The organism is Enterococcus sp. DIV2467a, assembly GCF_050532945.1.
Taxonomy (GTDB): domain Bacteria; phylum Bacillota; class Bacilli; order Lactobacillales; family Enterococcaceae; genus Enterococcus; species Enterococcus faecalis.
In genome coordinates this window covers 1,561,466-1,579,882 of sequence record NZ_CP172896.1, presented here as the reverse complement: position 1 = coordinate 1,579,882, position 18,417 = coordinate 1,561,466, and the positions used below count along the sequence as shown (strand labels likewise).

At 36.3% G+C, this 18,417-nt stretch carries 17 protein-coding genes; 4 read left to right on the top strand and 13 right to left on the bottom strand.

The genetic code is table 11. The annotated features are described in order from the left end of the window. Positions 1-16: 16 nt before the first annotated feature. Positions 17-1,690, bottom strand: coding sequence for a glycoside hydrolase family 13 protein (locus IGL80_RS07420; RefSeq protein WP_085366385.1), 1,674 nt, complete (start codon positions 1,688-1,690; stop codon positions 17-19). Positions 1,691-1,933: 243 nt separating this feature from the next. On the opposite strand from IGL80_RS07420, the gene IGL80_RS07415 reads away from it, so the two are divergent. Further along, positions 1,934-3,394 (top strand): sucrose-6-phosphate hydrolase, encoded by a 1,461-nt coding sequence (locus IGL80_RS07415; RefSeq protein ID WP_085366451.1) that lies wholly within the window; start codon positions 1,934-1,936, stop codon positions 3,392-3,394. A gap of 18 nt (positions 3,395-3,412) precedes the next feature. After that, positions 3,413-4,393, top strand: a complete 981-nt coding sequence (locus tag IGL80_RS07410) for a LacI family DNA-binding transcriptional regulator (protein WP_002404309.1) — start codon at positions 3,413-3,415, stop codon at positions 4,391-4,393. Between the two features lie 59 nt (positions 4,394-4,452). On the opposite strand, the gene IGL80_RS07405 is transcribed toward IGL80_RS07410, so the two are convergent. The 8 genes from IGL80_RS07405 to IGL80_RS07370 form a co-directional block, all read right to left on the bottom strand. After that, positions 4,453-4,614 carry a hypothetical protein gene (locus tag IGL80_RS07405; protein WP_002361843.1) on the bottom strand — a complete coding sequence of 54 codons (162 nt, stop codon included), beginning with the start codon at positions 4,612-4,614 and terminating at the stop codon, positions 4,453-4,455. A gap of 108 nt (positions 4,615-4,722) precedes the next feature. Continuing rightward, on the bottom strand, positions 4,723-6,132 hold the full coding sequence (locus IGL80_RS07400; RefSeq protein ID WP_002360277.1) for a glycoside hydrolase family 1 protein: 1,410 nt from the start codon (positions 6,130-6,132) through the stop codon (positions 4,723-4,725). Next, positions 6,132-8,006: a beta-glucoside-specific PTS transporter subunit IIABC gene (locus IGL80_RS07395; RefSeq protein WP_002360276.1), complete on the bottom strand. Its 1,875-nt coding sequence runs from the start codon at positions 8,004-8,006 to the stop codon at positions 6,132-6,134. The genes IGL80_RS07400 and IGL80_RS07395 overlap by 1 nt, the downstream gene beginning before the upstream one ends. Positions 8,007-8,344: 338 nt before the next feature. Next, positions 8,345-9,163 (bottom strand): metallophosphoesterase family protein, encoded by an 819-nt coding sequence (locus tag IGL80_RS07390; RefSeq protein ID WP_002360275.1) that lies wholly within the window; start codon positions 9,161-9,163, stop codon positions 8,345-8,347. A gap of 1 nt (position 9,164) precedes the next feature. Further along, positions 9,165-9,947, bottom strand: a complete 783-nt coding sequence (locus IGL80_RS07385; protein ID WP_002360274.1) for a PhnE/PtxC family ABC transporter permease — start codon at positions 9,945-9,947, stop codon at positions 9,165-9,167. Further along, positions 9,944-10,723: a phosphonate ABC transporter, permease protein PhnE gene (phnE, locus tag IGL80_RS07380; protein ID WP_002360273.1), complete on the bottom strand. Its 780-nt coding sequence runs from the start codon at positions 10,721-10,723 to the stop codon at positions 9,944-9,946. The genes IGL80_RS07385 and phnE overlap by 4 nt, the downstream gene beginning before the upstream one ends. After that, positions 10,720-11,493: a phosphonate ABC transporter ATP-binding protein gene (gene phnC, locus IGL80_RS07375; protein ID WP_002360271.1), complete on the bottom strand. Its 774-nt coding sequence runs from the start codon at positions 11,491-11,493 to the stop codon at positions 10,720-10,722. Before phnC ends, phnE begins: the two co-directional genes overlap by 4 nt. Positions 11,494-11,531: 38 nt before the next feature. Continuing rightward, entirely contained in the window at positions 11,532-12,455 is a 924-nt protein-coding gene (locus IGL80_RS07370) for a phosphate/phosphite/phosphonate ABC transporter substrate-binding protein (protein WP_002360270.1), read from the bottom strand. Between the two features lie 196 nt (positions 12,456-12,651). On the opposite strand from IGL80_RS07370, the gene IGL80_RS07365 reads away from it, so the two are divergent. Then, positions 12,652-13,317, top strand: a complete 666-nt coding sequence (locus IGL80_RS07365; RefSeq protein WP_002404308.1) for a cyclic nucleotide-binding domain-containing protein — start codon at positions 12,652-12,654, stop codon at positions 13,315-13,317. Positions 13,318-13,409: 92 nt separating this feature from the next. Here the strand turns inward: IGL80_RS07365 and cls are convergent, their stop codons facing one another. Next, on the bottom strand, positions 13,410-14,870 hold the full coding sequence (gene cls / locus IGL80_RS07360) for a cardiolipin synthase (protein WP_002404307.1): 1,461 nt from the start codon (positions 14,868-14,870) through the stop codon (positions 13,410-13,412). A 180-nt stretch (positions 14,871-15,050) separates the two neighbouring features. Here cls and IGL80_RS07355 point away from each other — a divergent pair, with 180 nt between their 5' ends. Further along, positions 15,051-15,602: a DUF2179 domain-containing protein gene (locus IGL80_RS07355; RefSeq protein WP_002360267.1), complete on the top strand. Its 552-nt coding sequence runs from the start codon at positions 15,051-15,053 to the stop codon at positions 15,600-15,602. Between the two features lie 58 nt (positions 15,603-15,660). On the opposite strand, the gene IGL80_RS07350 is transcribed toward IGL80_RS07355, so the two are convergent. From IGL80_RS07350 to pflA, 3 genes are all read right to left on the bottom strand, one after another. After that, positions 15,661-16,545: a DUF1803 domain-containing protein gene (locus tag IGL80_RS07350; protein ID WP_002360266.1), complete on the bottom strand. Its 885-nt coding sequence runs from the start codon at positions 16,543-16,545 to the stop codon at positions 15,661-15,663. A gap of 71 nt (positions 16,546-16,616) precedes the next feature. Next, positions 16,617-17,543: a manganese-dependent inorganic pyrophosphatase gene (locus tag IGL80_RS07345; RefSeq protein ID WP_002360265.1), complete on the bottom strand. Its 927-nt coding sequence runs from the start codon at positions 17,541-17,543 to the stop codon at positions 16,617-16,619. 95 nt (positions 17,544-17,638) lie between these two features. Then, positions 17,639-18,403 carry a pyruvate formate-lyase-activating protein gene (gene pflA / locus IGL80_RS07340; RefSeq protein WP_002357530.1) on the bottom strand — a complete coding sequence of 255 codons (765 nt, stop codon included), beginning with the start codon at positions 18,401-18,403 and terminating at the stop codon, positions 17,639-17,641. Between the last annotated feature and the right edge of the window lie 14 nt (positions 18,404-18,417).

The following is an 18,417-nucleotide window of genomic DNA, read 5'->3' as shown; positions in this document are numbered from 1 at the left end:
GTTATACTCCTCCTAGCTACTCATTTATAGTAATCAATAGTCCTTGATAGCTTTTTAATAATGTTCCCTGCTGAACTAACTGCTCTCGTTCTTCAGACTGTGTATCAAAAATAACTGTGCCATTAACTAAATAATGAGGGATTGGAACCGCCTCACCAAAATTAAAAAAGGCGTAAATTGTTTTTTCATTTAATTTGCGTTTATAAGCAATAACATTATCTGGAAGATTTGATAGTCCCTCAAATGTTCCATAAAGTAAGATGTCTGTATAGGGACTCTTTTGACGAAATGCAATCATCCGCTTATAGAAATGAAAAATACTTTGACTATTTTTTATTTCTGCTTCGGCATTGATTTCTTTATAATTATCCACCATTCCTAACCAAGGTTTGACGCTTGAAAAACCGCCATACATAGAATCATTCCATGGAAAAGGCGTGCGGGCATTGTCTCGACTACGCAAATTGACAAGTGACAAGGCTTCTTTGGGTGTAAATCCTTCTTTTATTGCTCGATAGTATTGATCAATGCTAGAAATATCATCGAATTCATCAATCGAACCCCTTTCAAAATTGGTCATTCCTAATTCTTGTCCTTGGTAAATAAAAGGCGTACCCCTTAAAAAGAAATACATGGCGCCGAATGTTTTAACCGCATTTGGCTGTTGAGCCTGTTCTTTTAAATATTTCGTTGTCGCTCGAGGTTGATCATGATTTTCAATAAAATTTGCACTCCAACCAGCCTCTTGCATGGCTTCTTGCTGTTTGAAAATTAATGTGCGTAAATCATTCCAAGACCAATCGATTCTATAAAACCATTCGCTTCCTGATTTCACATCCAAATCAGCCCATTTGAAGTCAAAAATCATGTCGAAATACCCTGTTTCTCCAATAAATTCTGATAAATTTGGATAATTGACGCCGGCCGCTTCGGCAACTGTGACAATATCAAAGCCAGCAAAAGCTTTTTCTTTTAATTCGTTCAGAAAGTCACTCATTCCTGGCATGTTTCTACTAGCTTTTGTTACTTTGGCTAATTGATCTGACCCATCAGCAGGTAAGTTTGTCCAAGTCAAATCTTTCTTAATAAAATTAATCGCATCTACACGAAAACCAGCAATTCCTTTGTTTAACCAAAAACGAATCATTTGATAGATTTCTTTGCGTAGTTCAGGATTTTCCCAATTTAAATCCGGCTGTTTTTTATGAAAGGCATGAAAGTAGTAGGCATCTTCCCCAGGTAATTTTTCCCAAACACTACCACCGAAGTTAGACCGCCAATTTGTAGGTGCTTCTCGTCCTTCTTTTATAATATAAAAGTCTCGAAAACGACTTTGAGGATTTTTTAAAACATCTTGAAACCAAGCATGTTCATCAGATGTATGGTTTACCACCAAATCTAAAATAACTTTTATGTTTCGTTTTTTTGCTTCTTCAATGAGTTCATCGAAGTCTGCCATTGTACCAAAATCGCTAGAAATACCATAATAGTCTGAAATATCATATCCATTGTCAGCCATTGGCGACGGGTACATTGGACTCAGCCAAATCAGCGTAATTCCTAAATTTTCTAAGTAATCCAGTTTTTGAATAATGCCTTGTAAATCACCAATTCCGTCATTATTACTATCCGAAAAGCTACGTGGATAAATTTGATAGGCCACTTCTTTTTGCCACCAATTTCTGTTCATTCTGGTTCTCCTCACTCTTAAACTAGTCCTGTTAATTTTTTTCTGTAACCGTTTTTACATTTTGTATGATACTCGTTTTTGCGTAATATGTCAAACGTTTATCATAAATAAATGTAAATTATAATATTATTTTGATTTAAATAGATTTATATATGTTATACGTTTGACTTTTTTCTGATTTGTTTATACTATTAGACTAACTACTATTTTCTAATAAAGGAGACATTACTTATGTCAAGCATCATGAACCAATGGACTGATGAATTACGTTATGCGCCTTATTCTTCTTGGACATCTGCTCACCTCGAAAATCTAACTTCTATTATCGCGCAATCTAGTTGGCGTTTTAAGTATCATATTCAACCACAGACAGGACTACTAAATGATCCCAACGGTTTTTCGTATTTCAATAACCAGTGGCATTTATTTTATCAAGCGTTTCCTTTCGGGAGTGTTCACGGACTAAAAAGTTGGGCCCACTTAACTTCCTCCGACTTAATTCACTGGGATTATGAAGGAATTGCCCTTTATCCCGACTCTGAATATGATTCTCATGGCGTCTATTCAGGCTCAGCTTTACCAATAGATAACCAACTATGTTTATTTTATACAGGAAATGTTCGTGATCAAACTTGGCAACGATTTGCATATCAAAATATTGCATGGCTGAATTCTTTAGGTGCGATCACAAAGGAATCAACACCATTCCTACCTATTGCCCCCAATTATTCTTCCCATTTTCGTGATCCGATGGTATTTCCTTATCAAGAAGGACTTGTTTTATTAATTGGTGCTAGTGATTTAAATGGACAAGGAAAAATTGTGGTCTATTTTTCTAAAGATCGAAATGTACACAATTTTCATCAACTTGGCGAATTGACGTTCACCGACCAAGAATTAGGCTACATGGTTGAATGTCCTAATTTGGTATTTATTGATGGCCAGCCTGTCTTATTATTTTGCCCACAAGGTCTATCTCCATCTGTAAAAAGTTATCAGAATATCTATCCGAATATGTACACATTGGCCGAAACGTTTGATTTGGAAAATCTTTCTTTAGTTCAGGCTGGGCCTTTTGAAAATTTAGATGAAGGATTTGATGTCTACGCCACTCAAGCCTTTAATGCGCCAGATGGTCGTGCACTTGCGGTCAGTTGGATTGGGTTGCCAGAAATCACTTACCCAAGTGATGTGGAGGGTTGGGCAAATGGCTTAAGTCTGGTTAAAGAACTCACAATTCACAACGGGAAACTATTTCAATATCCAGTTTCTGAAACAGAAATGCTTCGTCAATCCGCCACTATTTTATCAAATGGCTGCCATTTTTTATCTACTGCTTCTTTTGAATTAGAAGTGGATATTTCCAAAAATGAGATTGCTTTTATTCGGCTTTTAGCGAACGAAACGGGTTCAAAAGGACTTTTAATTACAATTGATACGATTCATGGTAAAATAACCCTTGATCGAACATTTGCTGGCCAACCTTTTGCTGAAAAGTATGGCACAATTCGTGAAACTAAAATTAGGAAAAATAAGTCAGTTCAGTTAACTATTTTTGTTGATTGTTCTGTTGCAGAAATCTATGTAAATAAAGGTGAAAAAACGATGACTGGTCGCTTCTTTCCAGATAAAGCGCAACAGTATCTTCATCTATCCAAGACGGCAAAAGCTTGTTTTTATGAGCTGGAAAATACGAATAATTAGGAATGATGGTGAATTTTGATGGTGGTTAAATTAACGGATGTAGCTAAGCTTGCTGGGGTGAGCCCGACAACGGTAAGCCGCGTGATTAATAATTATGGTTATCTTAGTCAAAAAACAATTGATAAAGTTCATCAAGCGATGGAAGAATTAAATTATCAACCTAATGGATTAGCCAGAAGCCTCCAAGGAAAAAGTACGCAGCTGATTGGTTTAGTCTTCCCTTCTGTTAGTCATCCATTTTTTGGTGAATTAATTGAAACACTGGAAAGAAAGCTCTTTGTTCAAGGATATAAAGTGATTTTATGTGATAGTGAAAAAGATCCAGAAAAAGAGCGCGCCTATTTACGAATGCTCGCTGCAAATAAAGTGGACGGTGTAATCACTGGTAGCCATAACTTAGCTATTAACGAATATGAAAATGTTTCACTACCTATTGTTTCCTTTGACCGTTTCTTGGCACCTGGCATTCCAATTGTCTCTTCGCAAAACTTTCAAGGTGGCCAAAAAGCCACTGAAGCCTTATTTGCAAGTGGTGCACAAAAGATTGCAATTATTACTGGTGCTAATAACACAGGCGCACCTAGCGATTATCGATTGGCTGGTTATAAACAAACGATGGAAAAATATGGCGCAGAAAAAACGATTCTACAAATTGATAATGGAACCTCAATAACATTAAAAAATCTAGAAATCGAACGTTTGCTTCAAAATAAAACTGTAGACGGCATCTTTTGTACCGATGATTTGACAGCAATTACAGTTATGAATATTGCTCAAAAATTGAAGATATCCATTCCTGAAGAATTAAAAGTAATTGGTTATGATGGGACAAAATTAATCAAAAGAATTGCCCCACAACTATCAACCATTGTGCAGCCAATCGACGAGATGTGTGACGTTATGATTGACTTACTGCTTCGTAGAATGAAGGATCCTGATGTTGCACTCGAGGAAAATTATCCTATTCCAATTCAGCTATCATTGTCTGAATCCTGTTAAAAAAGACACCTTTTCAGGTGTCTTTTTTTATTCTTAATTCCTCATTTGCCTATTTTCCCTTAATTCCAAAGTACAGAGATTAAATAATACAACAACATGATCCCTACAAATACACCGAGCATTAGTAAAACATACCACCAATTTTTGGCGCTATAGGTTTCATTTTTATCTTTTTCGGTTCGTTTCCCGGCAGCCCATTTCCATAAATCGTAATTATTCATCTCTCTCACCACCTTTAATGGGTTTATTAACTTAAATCTAACACGGAATGACAGAACTTGAAAACAAAAGGATCACCCGCGTATGCAATGGATGATCCTTTTTGGGCACTATTCTTCTGGTAACCCATTATTTTTAATTACTGATTGGTACCAATAAAAACTATCTTTTTTAATGCGTCGTAAATCTTTTAACTCATGGTCTTCACGATTGACGTAAATAAAACCGTAGCGTTTTTTGAATCCTTGATGAGAACTTAAAATATCCATGACCGACCAAGGGCAATAGCCAAACAACTCAACACCGTCAGAAATAGCCGCATGACAAGCAGCAATATGATCATGCAAATACGCAATTCGATAGTCATCATGAACTTTTCCGTCCTCTGTTAGGTGATCGGGTGTGCCTAAACCGTTTTCTGTAATGATTAATGGCAAACGGTATTGACGATAATAATCATTTAAAACTAAACGTAGACCAGTTGGATCAATTTGGGCACCATACTTAGAGGTTTTTAAATGTTGATTTTTTTCGATTTTAAAATAACCGTATAGATCAAAATCAATGTCCTTTTCTTTCGTACCCAATGGGTGTTGCTCATCTGTCGGTAAATAGCTAGCGACTAACGTCCGATAATAATTAAGAGCGATAAAATCTGGTTTAGCGGCTTTCAAAATTGCTTGATCTTCTGGCTGTGTTTCGGGATAAATGCCGCATTTGGTCAAATACTCTTGATAGTAACCTGGGTATTCGCCAAAACAATACATTTCTAGAGCGTAATTCGTTTTAAAGTTATCATTCATACGAGCCGCCCAAACATCTTCAGGCTTATTAGAACTAGGATAAGTCATCGTTGAGGAAACAGAGGGACCGACTTTTCCCCCAGCGACCAATTGGTGACAATCATTCGTCGCTAACGCATGGGCAACAAACATATGGTAATCCATTTGTGCACGAATTTTTTCAGCATTTTCTGGTGCAACATCGTACATATTCATTCGTTCATCAACACGAATCATTAAGTTTTGTTCGTTTGTAACTTGCCAATTTTTGACTCGATCACCAAACGCTTGATAACAAACTTGCGCATAGCGTTGAAATGCGGAAACGCAGCGACGATCCGCCCAACCATTGTATTTTTCCACCAATGCAAAAGGTAAATCAAAATGATAAAGTGTGACAAACGGCAAAATATCGTTTTCTAAAAGTGTATCAATGACGGCATTATAAAAATCGATGCCGGCTTGATTGATTTCGCCATCACCTGTTGGAATGATTCGTGCCCATGAAAGAGAAAAACGATAGGTTTTTAAGCCTAATTCTTTCATTAACGCAATGTCCTCTTTGAAATGATGATAAAAATCGCTGGCGACTTTCGTATCTGCTTGTACAGCTGACTTTTTAAAAGAATTGTAATCAGCAACTGTTAGGCCTTTGCCGTCCTCATTCCAAGCGCCCTCAATTTGAAAAGCGGATGAAGAAGCGCCCCATAAAAAATCGTTCTTAAATTGTTTAACCATTAGTTTTGCTCCTTTACTTGCATGAAAAATAAATTTGTTTGTGGTGTAATCTCTGTTTGTTTGGTTGTCTCAATTACAGCCATTTCCGCAGTATTTGTTACGATGACTAAGACGGTTGGATCATAACCAGCAGCTTGGATGATTTGTTTATCAAAAGAAAGCAGCTTTTGTCCTAGCCTGACTCTTTCTCCTACTTTTACGAACGTTTCAAATCCCCGCCCTTTTAATTCGACTGTATTGATTCCAATGTGAAGGAGGATTTCAGCACCATTGTCTAACTTTAAGCCAATTGCATGATGAGTTGGATATAAAGCCGTCACTTGCCCATTTCCTGGTGAAACAATTTGTTCCTCTGTCGGATAAATAGCTAGCGTTTTTCCCATTTGTTGAGAAGCAAAGACTTCATCGTTGATTTGGTCTAAAGATACGAGTTGTCCTTGAACAGGTGCTTGAATCCGTTGCTTTTCTTTGACTGTCTCTGTCTTTAAGCTGGGTTCTTGACGTGACTCGTCAAGCGGTAAATCATTAAAGCCTAGAAAAATCGTTAATAGAAATGCACCAAAAAAAGCAATGCCACAACCTAATAAATAACAAATAAAGGCTTTGGTTCCTGCTTCTGCGTAAACTGGGATGGTCAAGAGTCCTTGGTTAGCGAAGGCTGTCCCGTAGGAACCGCCCCAGCCCATTAAGGCCCCGCCTGCTGCTCCGCTAGCCACCGCATAAATCATCGGTTTTTTTAACCGCAAGTTTGCCCCATAAATGGCTGGTTCTGTGATACCAAATAATGCAGTCACTGTTGCAGAGGCAGCAACAGCTTTCAAGTCTTTATTTTTTGTGCGGACAAACACGCCAAATGCGGCGCCCGCTTGAGAAAAGTTCGCTGCACCAGCAAACGCTAGCAAATTTTGCCGTCCTGTTCGAGCGACATCATTAATCCCAATTGGCACAAGCCCACGGTGAGCCCCAAAAATGACTAAGACACACCAAATTCCCCCGATAAAACCGCCTAACAAGATGGGACTCAAATTCATTATATAATAATACAACCAATTCACGCCGTCACCTAAATAAATCCCTATCGGTCCAAATAATAATAAAGTGGCTGGAATCATTAAAAGTAATGACAGTGTAGGAACCATAATAATTTTTAGAACTTCTGGAATGACTTTTTCCAAAAAGCGTTGCACATAAGCTAACATAAAAATTGCAAGAATAATAGGAATTACTGTGGAAACATAATTGGCTTTGGTCACATGTAATCCAAACAAGGTAACCGCTGATTTTTCAGTCATTAATGAAACGATGGTCGGATAACATAAGGTGGCACCAATTACCATGGCGATATATTCGTTTGTTTTGAAAACCTTAGCAGCTGAATAACCTAAAATAACTGGCATAAAATAAAAAAGTGCATCGGAAGCGGCGCTTAAAATAATATACGTATTCAAAGGTTTTAAATCGACCTGGTAAAAATTGTTTGCGACCATCACAGCAATAGCTAGAATTCCTTTTAACATGCCAGAAGCGGCAATTGCTGGTACGATAGGTGTGAAAATCGCGGCAACAGTATTTAAAATTCGATTGCCTAATGAATTTTTTTCTTTTGTGGATGTTTTGGTCGTAAGTTGCTGAGCCAACAAAGGTTCTAGAGCATTATAGACATGCGCGACTTTATTGCCTAAAACCACTTGATACTGCCCGCCACTTTCAACAACAGAAATGACACCTTCTGTTTGTAGTAAGGCTTCTTTGTTCGCTTGTTTCGTATCTTTCAATACGAAACGCAATCGTGTATAACAATGTGTGACATCCACGATATTGTCTTTGCCACCTACGTCTTTCAAAATTTCTTTTGCTATTGCTTGGTAGTCCATGATGACCACTCCTTATCTATAAAATAACAGCTCAATAAAAAAGACCAAATCACACATGCACGTTCCAGCAAACACACTCAATATTTGCTCGTCGTGAATGTCCCTTTGATCTGATCTACGTAATAACTATGTTTCTCACGATAGAATAGCTGATTGAATTTATTTTTAATTTACCATTATTTAGAGGGATTATCAATGAATTAGGTGTACGAACCTAAGATAAGCAGATGAAGATGAAATTGTCGTGCACTACACTCTATTTTAATCTTTTCCCACATAGCAAATACCATAGCAAACTGATTTTTTATGACCAGTTACTATGGTATGTTATTGTGTAATTATAAAACAGAGCTATCTATCTGCATGTTTAATTTAGCTAATAGTTTGTCTGTTCTATAATAATTTACTTGAAAATGGGTAAACCGACCTTTGTCAATAGAATATAGGTTATAGCCATAATTTTCTTCAAACCTTACAATCCCCTGACCTTCATCTTCGCCAACAAAAGACATGCCAGCTACCGTATAATAGGGAATCCCGTTTATGTGGTGTAAATACGGATGATGTGTATGGCCAGTTAATACACCTAAAATATCAGAACTTTTTAATAATTGAATGGTTTCCTCTGCTTCTGGCAATGTCGGCATACTACTTTGTTCCCTTAACAAATGATGATGCATGACTAACAGGATAGGCTTATCTGACAATTTTTTTAAAGTTGTTTGTAACCAATCTTTTTGTTCCTTATTCATATGGCCATCAGGATTGTCATGTTCTGAATTATCTAGACTAATAATGTGAAATTCTGGATAAGTTTGTACAACGTTATACGGTCGTTCAGTTCCTATTTGATTAAGCCAACCAATTCGAAAGTTTTTCTTTATATCATGATTTCCTAATGTCACAATCATCGGAATTCCCTGTAAGATAGTTTGTAACTTTTGTTTTAAAAAAGCGTAGTCTTCTGGCTCACCGTCTTCTGTGAGATCACCACTGATAATTACTAAATCAATTTTTTTTATTTTTAATAGACTGGTTAAAGAGGACTCTAAGCGAATCAACGGATTTTCCATTTTGGTTAACATTCCTTTATAACCATCTTTTGTTTTTTCATAATTTCTACGAAAATGAATATCTGATAAATGTAAAATATCCATACTATCTCAATTTCTTTCTAATTAATTCTGTTACTTGATCTAAAACAAAAATTGTCAATACAACACCTATTAATAGAATACTCACTTTACTCCAATTTCTTGTTTGGATCGCAAAAATTAATGGTGCTCCAATGCCCCCAGCACCTACTAAGCCTAAAGTAGCTGCACTTCGAATAGCAATTTCAACATGATTTAATATCAGAGAGCTATAAATAGGTAGTAAAGAAGGGATTCGCACATAAAATAACTTTTGCCAAAAATTTGCCCCCACAGCATCCATACTTTCGATCAATTTTTCGTCCATACTTTCTAATTCTTCTGTGAACAACTTACTCAACATCCCAATTTGGTGAACACCAATTGCCATTACTCCAGCAAATGGGCCGGGCCCCAAGACTTTTACAAAAATAATTGCTAAAATTAATTCTGGAAAAGCGCGTAAAATATGGCTACCAAGCTTGCCAAACTTTGTTAAAAAAGGTGCAGATGGCCACAAATTAACGGCACTAAGTAAAGTTACTGGTATTGCTAATACAGTTGCAAAAGAAGTACCCAAACAAGCAATTGCAACCGTTAAAACAAGTAAACTTACTAAATCTTCCCCACTCCCATCGTAGACAAAGGACCAATCTGGATGCCCCAATCCAATAAATACATCTATCGCCATTTTTAAAGAAAATGTTTGAAGTCCTGTATAATCGATTCGTGTAAGTGTAATGAAAAATAGTAAAATTAGTACTACTGTTGATACTATTTTCTTTTTACTTATTTCTGTTATGATCATAATAACGTTCTCCTAACATATGCACTCAACCAATCAACAACTATTTCCATTACCAATATGACTAGAATGATGATACCCACGCGATCATATTTAGCTAAAGAAAGGGAGGTGTTTAAAATAATCCCAATGCCCCCAGCACCTACATAACCCAATACTGTGGATGCACGAACATTTACTTCAAAGGCGTAAAAAGCATACCCAAAAAATTGACTGGCTACTTGCGGGAAAATAGACCATACAGCAATTTGTAATTGAGTGGCTCCTGTTGCTTCGGTAGCTTCAATTGGCCCTAAATCAATTGTTTCAATTGCCTGAAACATTAATTGTGATAACATACCAAAAGTAAAGATGGTAATTGTCAGGACACCTGTTGCTTCACCAATACCAAAAATCGCCACCATTAATGCCGCAAGTAAAAGTGTCGGAATTGTCCGAATCAAACTTAGAAAAAATCTTAATATTAACAACCCTATTCTGTTTTTTGTGACAACATTTGAGGCTAAAAAGCTAAAAGGAACTGCTAAAAGGAATCCTAGTATCGTGCCTAAAAAAGAGATTTCCAATGTCTTGATTAAAGGTGTAATAATTTTGGGTAAAAATGAAAAGTCTGGTGGGAAAAATTGCTGCAAAAAGCGACCAATTTGGCTGAAATTAGTAAGAATTTCAGTAAAATCCGCACCAGTAACAGCAATACTACTTTCTATACAAATAAATATAATAAACAATATAAATAGTTTTTTATACCATAGAAAATGGATAGTATCTTTTATCTTCATACGTTGTTCTCCGCCATTTCTACTTCTTCAAAGATTGCCATTCCGTAAATTTCTTCTAAACGAGTATCAGTCAATTGTTCTGGAATCCCATCAAAAACAACTTCACCACTTTTTAAAGCAATAATTCTTGTGGCATACTCCCGTGCTAAAGAAACAGAATGTAAATTTATAACGATAGTTTTCCCTAGTGTCTGATTAATCGTTTGTAAATCGTTCATCACTTTTTTTGTCATAATAGGGTCCAATGAAGCTACGGGTTCATCTGCCAAGATGATCGGCGCCTGTTGAACCAACGCACGTGCAATAGAGACACGTTGTTGCTGTCCGCCACTTAATTCATCACTACGTGTATGCAGTTTATCCACAAGTCCGACAGCATTTAAAGCTGCCGTTGTTTTTTGATAGTCATCCTTAGTAAATAAGCCAAAGATACTTCTCCAAGTAGAGTAATAGCCCAAACGCCCAGAGAGAACGTTTTTTTGTACAGAGCTGCGTTTTATCAAATTAAAATTTTGTGAAATAAGACCAATTTGTCGGCGAATCAAGCGCAGCTTTTTTTTCTTAGCCTGAGTAATTGACTGATTGTTTATATGAATTTCACCTTCCGTTATTTCCACTAGTCGATTAATCGACTTCAAAAAGGTGCTTTTCCCAGCACCACTCAAACCAATAATGGCAACAATTTCGCCTTCCTTAATTGTCAAGTTAATATTTTGTAATCCTTGTACCCCGTTTGGATAGGTTTTAGATACATTAGTAAAAACAATCATTTTGATACTCCTTTAATTGATTAGATTAGTCTTAGTGATTATTCTGCTGCTTTTTCTGTATATGCACGGATTGTATTATATGCATCATCTGCTGCTTCTTCATAACCTAAATGCCCCCATAAATTCATAGCTTCTTTTCCTTCAGGGTCATTTTTCATCTCTAAAAATGTTTCTTTGATCTTTTCTTTTAGATCAGTTGACATTTTTGGATTGACTGCAATGGCATCGTTAGGGATATCACCTTTTGTTAAATAAAGGACACGTAATTCTTTGGTTAAATCTTTCTCTGGGAAGGCTGCATTAAAAACATTTCGCGCTCCTTCAAAAACAAAGGCTGCATCCATTTGGCCGTTTAAAACGGCAGTAATTTCGCTGGGAATATCATTTACCGTCGTTAAAGTAGCTTCTTGTACGGGATCAATTCCTAAATCTTTTAACTCAGCGACAGGATAAATATAGCCGCTTGCAGAATTAGGATTCAATGTTGCGATTTTTTTATTTTTTAAATCTTTTAATTCTTTTAAATTACTATCATTACGGACTAAAACTTCACCTTTAAAGGTTGTCGCTAAAACATTGTCTAAAGGCTTCCCTGTTTTTTGATCATAATCTTTCAACTGTGAAGTTAAAATCGCTTGCGCCGCGTGCATATCTTTTGCACGTACGTAGGCTGCAGGTGGCATGATTCCTAAATCTACTTTTCCAGAATCCATTGCTTCAGAAATCGTCGAGTAATCTGTTGCTAAGGTTACTTCCACTTCACGATCTAATTTTTTTGACAAATATTCTGCAAAAGGTTTTGTCTTCGCTTCCATACTGCCATCATTATTCGTAGGCACAAATTGAACAACTAATTTATCTGATGTTACTTCTTTTTTCTTTGCTTGACTCATGCCACAACCGCTTAACCCTAGAATAAGTAAACTTCCCAAAACAATTGATGTCACTTTTTTTAAACGCATTTTTTCTCCTCCTAAAAATAAATGTTTCGTTTACAAAGAAAATCATAGCAAACTTTTAAAGTATTAAATAGAGACACAAGTCCTTATTTACACTTTATTTACATACAATTAACAAAAATAACAAAAAAATATTCGTTTTTCATCTGGAAATATTTTATAATGAAGCTAACAATAAATAAAGGTGCTGACAGTTTTTATGAAATATTTGAAAAATAGACAGAAATTACAAGAATATATTGATTTATATCAATTGCAGACTTACATGGATACACCATTAGCAGAAATTGGCCAATTAGTAACATTTGAAAAATCCGAACATTTAATTGAACTCGATCAATCCTCTAATCATTTATACTTTCTTTTGGAAGGAAATGTTATGATTTATACGCCTACATTAGAAGACCAGAAAGTTTGCATCAGCTATACTCACCCAATTGCGCTCTTAGGCGAAGCCTCTTCTTTATGGAAAAAATCACCAAAAAGTAATGTTTTGGCTAATACTGCGTGTCTTTGTTTATGTATTCCGTTAAATGAACACCGCACAGTGTTACAGAATGATTTACTTTTTTTACAAACCATTTGTCTTACCTTAAGTGAGCGACTTAACTCTGGTGCACTTCTGGCTTCCTCTTTGATAGAGCCTGTTGATGTTCGCTTAGCAAAATATATTTTAGCGCATCAAAAGAATAGTTATTTCAATTGTAAACTAACCACTTGTGCAACTACATTAAACGTTAGTTATCGTCATTTAACACGCCTCATTACACAATTTAAAAAAGAGGGCCTCATTCAAAAAGAGAAACAAGAGTACCTCATCCTTAATCCAGAAAAATTGACAGATATAGCAAAAATGAAACGATAAAAAAACTAAGAAATTAGATTTTTATCTAATTTCTTAGTTTTTTATTAGTTAATCATTCTTTGACTAGCGTACAGCTGTTTAAAAGATATTTTTTACAAGACTGGGGACAACAAGCGTGAAAAGTTTTGCTTGAAGCGTAGCCAGTAACCTTGTTTTTTAATTATCTCGTCGGTTAGTAAGACACTTTTTTCTATATCTTCTTCAAAGACTTGCGCTAACATCCACGCAATGTCAGGATTGTAAATAAACGTACTTACCTCAAAATTCAATGAATAACTGCGAATATCTTGGTTTGTTGTCCCAACCATAGCTAATTCATCATCAATCACCATTGTTTTTGCATGAATAAACCCACTATCATAAATATAAATTTTAATGCCGCGTTTGTGTAAGTAATTCGCGTAATATTGTGTTGCGCGGTAAATAAAGGGATGGTCAGGCATACAAGGAATCATAATTCGCACGTCGACACCTGAACGCACCGCCACTAACAACGCATTAATCATACTATCGTCAGGGATTAAATACGGTGTTTGAATCCAGACACTCTTTTCTGCAGAAAAAATCATCCGAACAAACCCGCTTTTCAAAATTTCTTCTTCTGAATCAGGACCATCTGAAACAACTTGTAAGGACAAATGCTCCACTTCATGATCTTCTGGTAATTTAAAATATTTTTCATGATACGTCATACGTTCTTCAGGATATTTGACTGAAGCATTCCAATCCATGATAAATATCTCTTGCAATGAAAATACGGCCGTCCCGACCAAACGAATATGGGTATCTCGCCAGTAACCAAATTTTTCGGTGAAATTCAAATATTGATCCCCAACATTGAACCCGCCGGTCCAGCCAATTTTCCCATCGATGACAACAATTTTCCGATGCAAGTGATAATTTAGACGTGTTTTACGGATCATATCGCGAGAAGTAATAAAGGGAGCTACTTTTCCTCCAGCGTCAACGTAACGAGCAAAAAACTTTTTATTTGCGCCGGGTGAACCCCAAGGATCGTAAATTAAGTAAACTTCCACGCCTTCATGCAACTTTTCAATTAATACATCTAAAAATTGATTGCCAATTGTGTCATTAAAAAACGCATAATACTCCACATGAACGGTTTCTTTCGCTGCACGGATATCTTCAAATAATGCTTGGAATTTTTCTTGGCCATCTGTGAATAATTGCAAACTATTTCTTTTGGCCAACGGTGATGCGTCCATATTCCGGAAATAACGATTTAAAACTTTCGCATCATAAAGTAAATCATAACGTTTATCGCGCCCTGCTTTTTTGTTATCAACGTCCACTTTTTCTTTAATTCGTTGAACCATTTGTTTTTCATCATCAGACAATTTAAAAACTTCTTGTCCATCGATACCTCGCCCACAGAATAAGTAAATAATAAAGCCGATACCAGGCAAGAAAATCAACGTCATCATCCATGCTAAAACGCTGGAAATACTACGAGGTTTTCTAAAAACAGTAATTAAGGCAGCAATAACGTTAATTACTAATAAAAATAACAAAATCCAAACAAAAATTTTCATCGCTTACCTCCTTTTTACTTCATACTAAGATTATATCAAATAACAGTTAAATTAGGCGAATAATATGAGCGAGTATTCAAAAAAGAATTCATTTCTATAAGTGTTTCGCCTTTGATTCTCAGTTTTTCTGTACTATAATGAGGGCTGGATGTAAAGATTTTGAAAAGAGGTACTTATTTTATGGTCGTTGATTTGAAAATGTTAGCTATGATTTTTATCATTAATTTTGCGTATATTACCTTAAATACTATTCGTTTTATGTTAACGATGAAAGGTTATCGGGTTATTGCACCGCTGGTTAGTATGGCTGAAATAACAATTTATGTCTTAGGGCTGAGTATGGTTCTGAATCGGTTAGACAATCCTTTAAATTTACTTGTTTATGCGCTTGGTTACGCTGTTGGCATTAGTGTAGGAATTAAAATCGAAGACTATTTGGCCTTGGGTTATATTATGGTATCGGTTATCCTCCCTTCTACTACTGAACAATTTCATTTACCAGAAACACTTCGTGAACACGGCTATGGTGTTACGCAAAGTGTCGCCTACGGACGCGAAGGAGAACGAATGGTTTTAGAAATTCTTTCCCCAAGAAAAAACGAACGTACATTGTACAAATTAATCAATCAATTAGAGCCGAGAGCATTTATCATTTCCTATGAGCCTAAGTTCATTTCCGGTGGTTTTTGGACGAAAAAAGTTCGCAAAAGAAATGACGCCATTTATCACTAAGAAGCGGCGTCATTTCTTGTTATTGATTTTTAGTTTACATAATAAAATTATCGTAACTTTAATTTATTCTAAGATAACTTAGAGAGTTCGTACCTAGTTGCTCAATCAATTGTTGCATAAAAACTAAGCGTTCGATGGCCGATCGGTTAGCAATTTTTTCATAATAAAATGCTAGAATATCCGACTGTGCTTCTAAAGGCTCGGCTTGTTCCGTTGCTACTGGTAAAAGGAGTTTTAAGTGGTCCTGGTCAATCGTAATCACTTGGGTCAAGTGCAAACTTTCTTGAAAAATATTAGGCACAGTACTGACTTTGCGGCCTCGCAGAGCTTGTTTAATGACTCTTCTCGCTTGCGAAAGATAGTATTCAGGATTTACGTCCCCTAGCAAGTCATATAAAGCGCTGAAGGCTTCTGGCAAGGCTTCCTCTTTGCCCAAATAATCAAAATAACGAGGCATTGTTGGAACCTCTGTCTTCTCTTTTTCAAGCGTAATTATAGATAGTTGTGCCGAGGCCAATCTTTGTTTTTGATAAAATGAGGGGCCACCGCTCACGCCAAAAAAATAGTCTTCCTCTTCTGGAAACACTTGTGGCCAAAAAGATTCAGCTAGCCAAAATAATTGCTCTGTTACAGTTCCTTTAAACTTAGGAAGTTCGTCTTCAGCCAAGGGCAAACTCGCAACTTCAGCTGCCGTATAGATAGGAAAATTCAAACGATATTGACGATTTTCCCGAATGATTAACTGACAATCAATCATTTCTGATAAAAATTGTTCTAACTTGGCTTCTGTTGCAAAGGCCGCTTTTAATTGTCTTAAAATGATTCTTTCTTCCCGATGTTCATACATAAAAGTAACAAGAGGGAAAAAAAGTGATTGGTTGAGCAAATGATTGTATTGTTTCGTTTGTTGCGGAGAATGATAGTAAATTGCTAAATCATTCATGTTAACGCCCCTTTACTATTGAAGCGCCTAAGCAACAAGGAATTTATCGCGTTGCTTAGGCGCTTACGGTTTTAGTTAAAGACTTCTGTTAATTGTGGTACTACTTGTTTTTTACGAGAAACAACGCCGGGTAAGAACGCACGATTGTTAACTAATGTTACATTGAACGCTGCTTCAATTTTGGCTTGTTCCGCACCAATCGCTAATAATTCAGAATCACTGTCTAGGATATTCGTAATAATTAAGACAAACAAGTCATAATTATTGGCTGCATTTTCTGCGGCCATAGCTGCTTCTAATTCAGCTTGACGATCTAAAACTTCTGCTAAGTCGACGGTATTTACTTGGGCAACGCGAACTGTTTTGCCGTTCATTGGGAAGCTCTTAGCATCTAAATCTAAAAGAACTTCAGCTGATTTATCGCTTAAATTTGTTCCTGCTTTTAATAAGTCAAGACCATAGCCTTCTAAATTAATTTCAGCAATATCAGCTAGGGCGTGCGCTGCATCGATGTCTTCTTGTGTGCAAGTTGGTGATTTAAATAATAATGTATCAGAAATAATCGCTGAGACCATCATACCAGCAATTTGAGCTGGAATTGTCACGTTATTTTCTTTAAACATTTTATAGATGATTGTACTGGTACACCCTACTGGTTCTGCACGATAATACAATGGATCTGCTGTTTCGAAGTTGGCAATCCGGTGATGATCCACTACTGCTAATATGTTTACTTCAGCGATATCTGAAATGCTTTGTTGGAATTCGTTATGATCCACTAACATGACTTGGTTTGTTTCGCTAGCTGCTTCAGTGACAACACGTGGTGCTTCAATATTGAAGTAATCTAAGGCATATTGTGTTTCTTCACTTGGTGTTCCTAAAGCGACAGCTTCTGTCTCTTTTCCTAATTCTTTTTGTAAGTAAGCAAAACTAATTGCTGCTCCGATAGCATCTGTATCAGGATTTTGGTGTCCAAAAACTAAAATTTTTGACATAATACACACTCCTTGGTTTTGATTCACTCTTAATGATAACAAAAAATAGAAAAGAAACAACAAAAAAATTGTCTTCTTTTCTATTTTTTCGTTTGTTAACGTGCTAGATAACCTTGATAGTCCTCGACATGTAGTAGTTTTTTCGCATTTTCAACACGATCATTTTTAGGAGGTTCAATTCCTTCTAATGGATAAGGAATACCTAGTTCTTCCCATTTGTACTTGCCCATCGTATGGTAAGGAAGCACTTCAACTTTATCTACATTGTTTAATGTTTTTATGAAGGCATCCAGACGGATTAAATATTCGTCGTAATCACTACGTTGAGGCACCAATACGTGGCGAATCCAAACAGGTTTGTCAATTTCAGATAAATAGGTAGCCATCTCTAAAATATTATCATTTGATTGCGTTGTTAACAGTTTATGTTGCTCGTTATCAATATGTTTGATGTCAAATAAGAGTAAATCTGTATACTTCATCAATTCATCAAATTGACTAATGAAGGGTTCTTCCCGAGTAAAAGGCTTGCCACACGTATCTAAGGTTGTATGAATGCCTTGTGCTTTGGCTTTTTTAAATAAATCGATCAAAAAGTCCATTTGCAATAGCGGCTCACCACCACTGACAGTGATACCACCCTTTTCGCCCCAATAAGAGCGAAAACGTAATGCTTCCTCTAATACTTCGTCAGTCGTCACCACACGACCACCGGAACCAATTTTCCAAGTATCTGGATTATGACAGAATTGACATCTCATGCGACACCCTTGTGTAAATACGATAAAACGGACACCTGGGCCATCAACGGTACCAAAATTTTCTGTTGAATGAATTCTACCTGTAACTGGTGTTGTCATAATGATCCCTCTTC

Excerpts from the sequence above, each read along its gene's own strand:
- IGL80_RS07355 (WP_002360267.1), top strand. The coding sequence starts at position 15,051 with ATGGTCGTTGATTTGAAAATGTTAGCTATGATTTTTATCATTAATTTT.
- IGL80_RS07345 (WP_002360265.1), bottom strand. The coding sequence starts at position 17,543 with ATGTCAAAAATTTTAGTTTTTGGACACCAAAATCCTGATACAGATGCT.
- pflA (WP_002357530.1), bottom strand. The coding sequence starts at position 18,403 with ATGACAACACCAGTTACAGGTAGAATTCATTCAACAGAAAATTTTGGT.
- cls (WP_002404307.1), bottom strand. The coding sequence starts at position 14,870 with ATGAAAATTTTTGTTTGGATTTTGTTATTTTTATTAGTAATTAACGTT.
- IGL80_RS07400 (WP_002360277.1), bottom strand. The coding sequence starts at position 6,132 with ATGGTTAAACAATTTAAGAACGATTTTTTATGGGGCGCTTCTTCATCC.
- IGL80_RS07420 (WP_085366385.1), bottom strand. The coding sequence starts at position 1,690 with ATGAACAGAAATTGGTGGCAAAAAGAAGTGGCCTATCAAATTTATCCA.
- IGL80_RS07405 (WP_002361843.1), bottom strand. The coding sequence starts at position 4,614 with ATGAATAATTACGATTTATGGAAATGGGCTGCCGGGAAACGAACCGAA.
- IGL80_RS07390 (WP_002360275.1), bottom strand. The coding sequence starts at position 9,163 with ATGGATATTTTACATTTATCAGATATTCATTTTCGTAGAAATTATGAA.
- IGL80_RS07350 (WP_002360266.1), bottom strand. The coding sequence starts at position 16,545 with ATGAATGATTTAGCAATTTACTATCATTCTCCGCAACAAACGAAACAA.
- IGL80_RS07385 (WP_002360274.1), bottom strand. The coding sequence starts at position 9,947 with ATGATCATAACAGAAATAAGTAAAAAGAAAATAGTATCAACAGTAGTA.
- IGL80_RS07365 (WP_002404308.1), top strand. The coding sequence starts at position 12,652 with ATGAAATATTTGAAAAATAGACAGAAATTACAAGAATATATTGATTTA.
- phnE (WP_002360273.1), bottom strand. The coding sequence starts at position 10,723 with ATGAAGATAAAAGATACTATCCATTTTCTATGGTATAAAAAACTATTT.
- IGL80_RS07370 (WP_002360270.1), bottom strand. The coding sequence starts at position 12,455 with ATGCGTTTAAAAAAAGTGACATCAATTGTTTTGGGAAGTTTACTTATT.
- IGL80_RS07395 (WP_002360276.1), bottom strand. The coding sequence starts at position 8,006 with ATGGACTACCAAGCAATAGCAAAAGAAATTTTGAAAGACGTAGGTGGC.
- IGL80_RS07415 (WP_085366451.1), top strand. The coding sequence starts at position 1,934 with ATGAACCAATGGACTGATGAATTACGTTATGCGCCTTATTCTTCTTGG.
- phnC (WP_002360271.1), bottom strand. The coding sequence starts at position 11,493 with ATGATTGTTTTTACTAATGTATCTAAAACCTATCCAAACGGGGTACAA.
- IGL80_RS07410 (WP_002404309.1), top strand. The coding sequence starts at position 3,413 with ATGGTGGTTAAATTAACGGATGTAGCTAAGCTTGCTGGGGTGAGCCCG.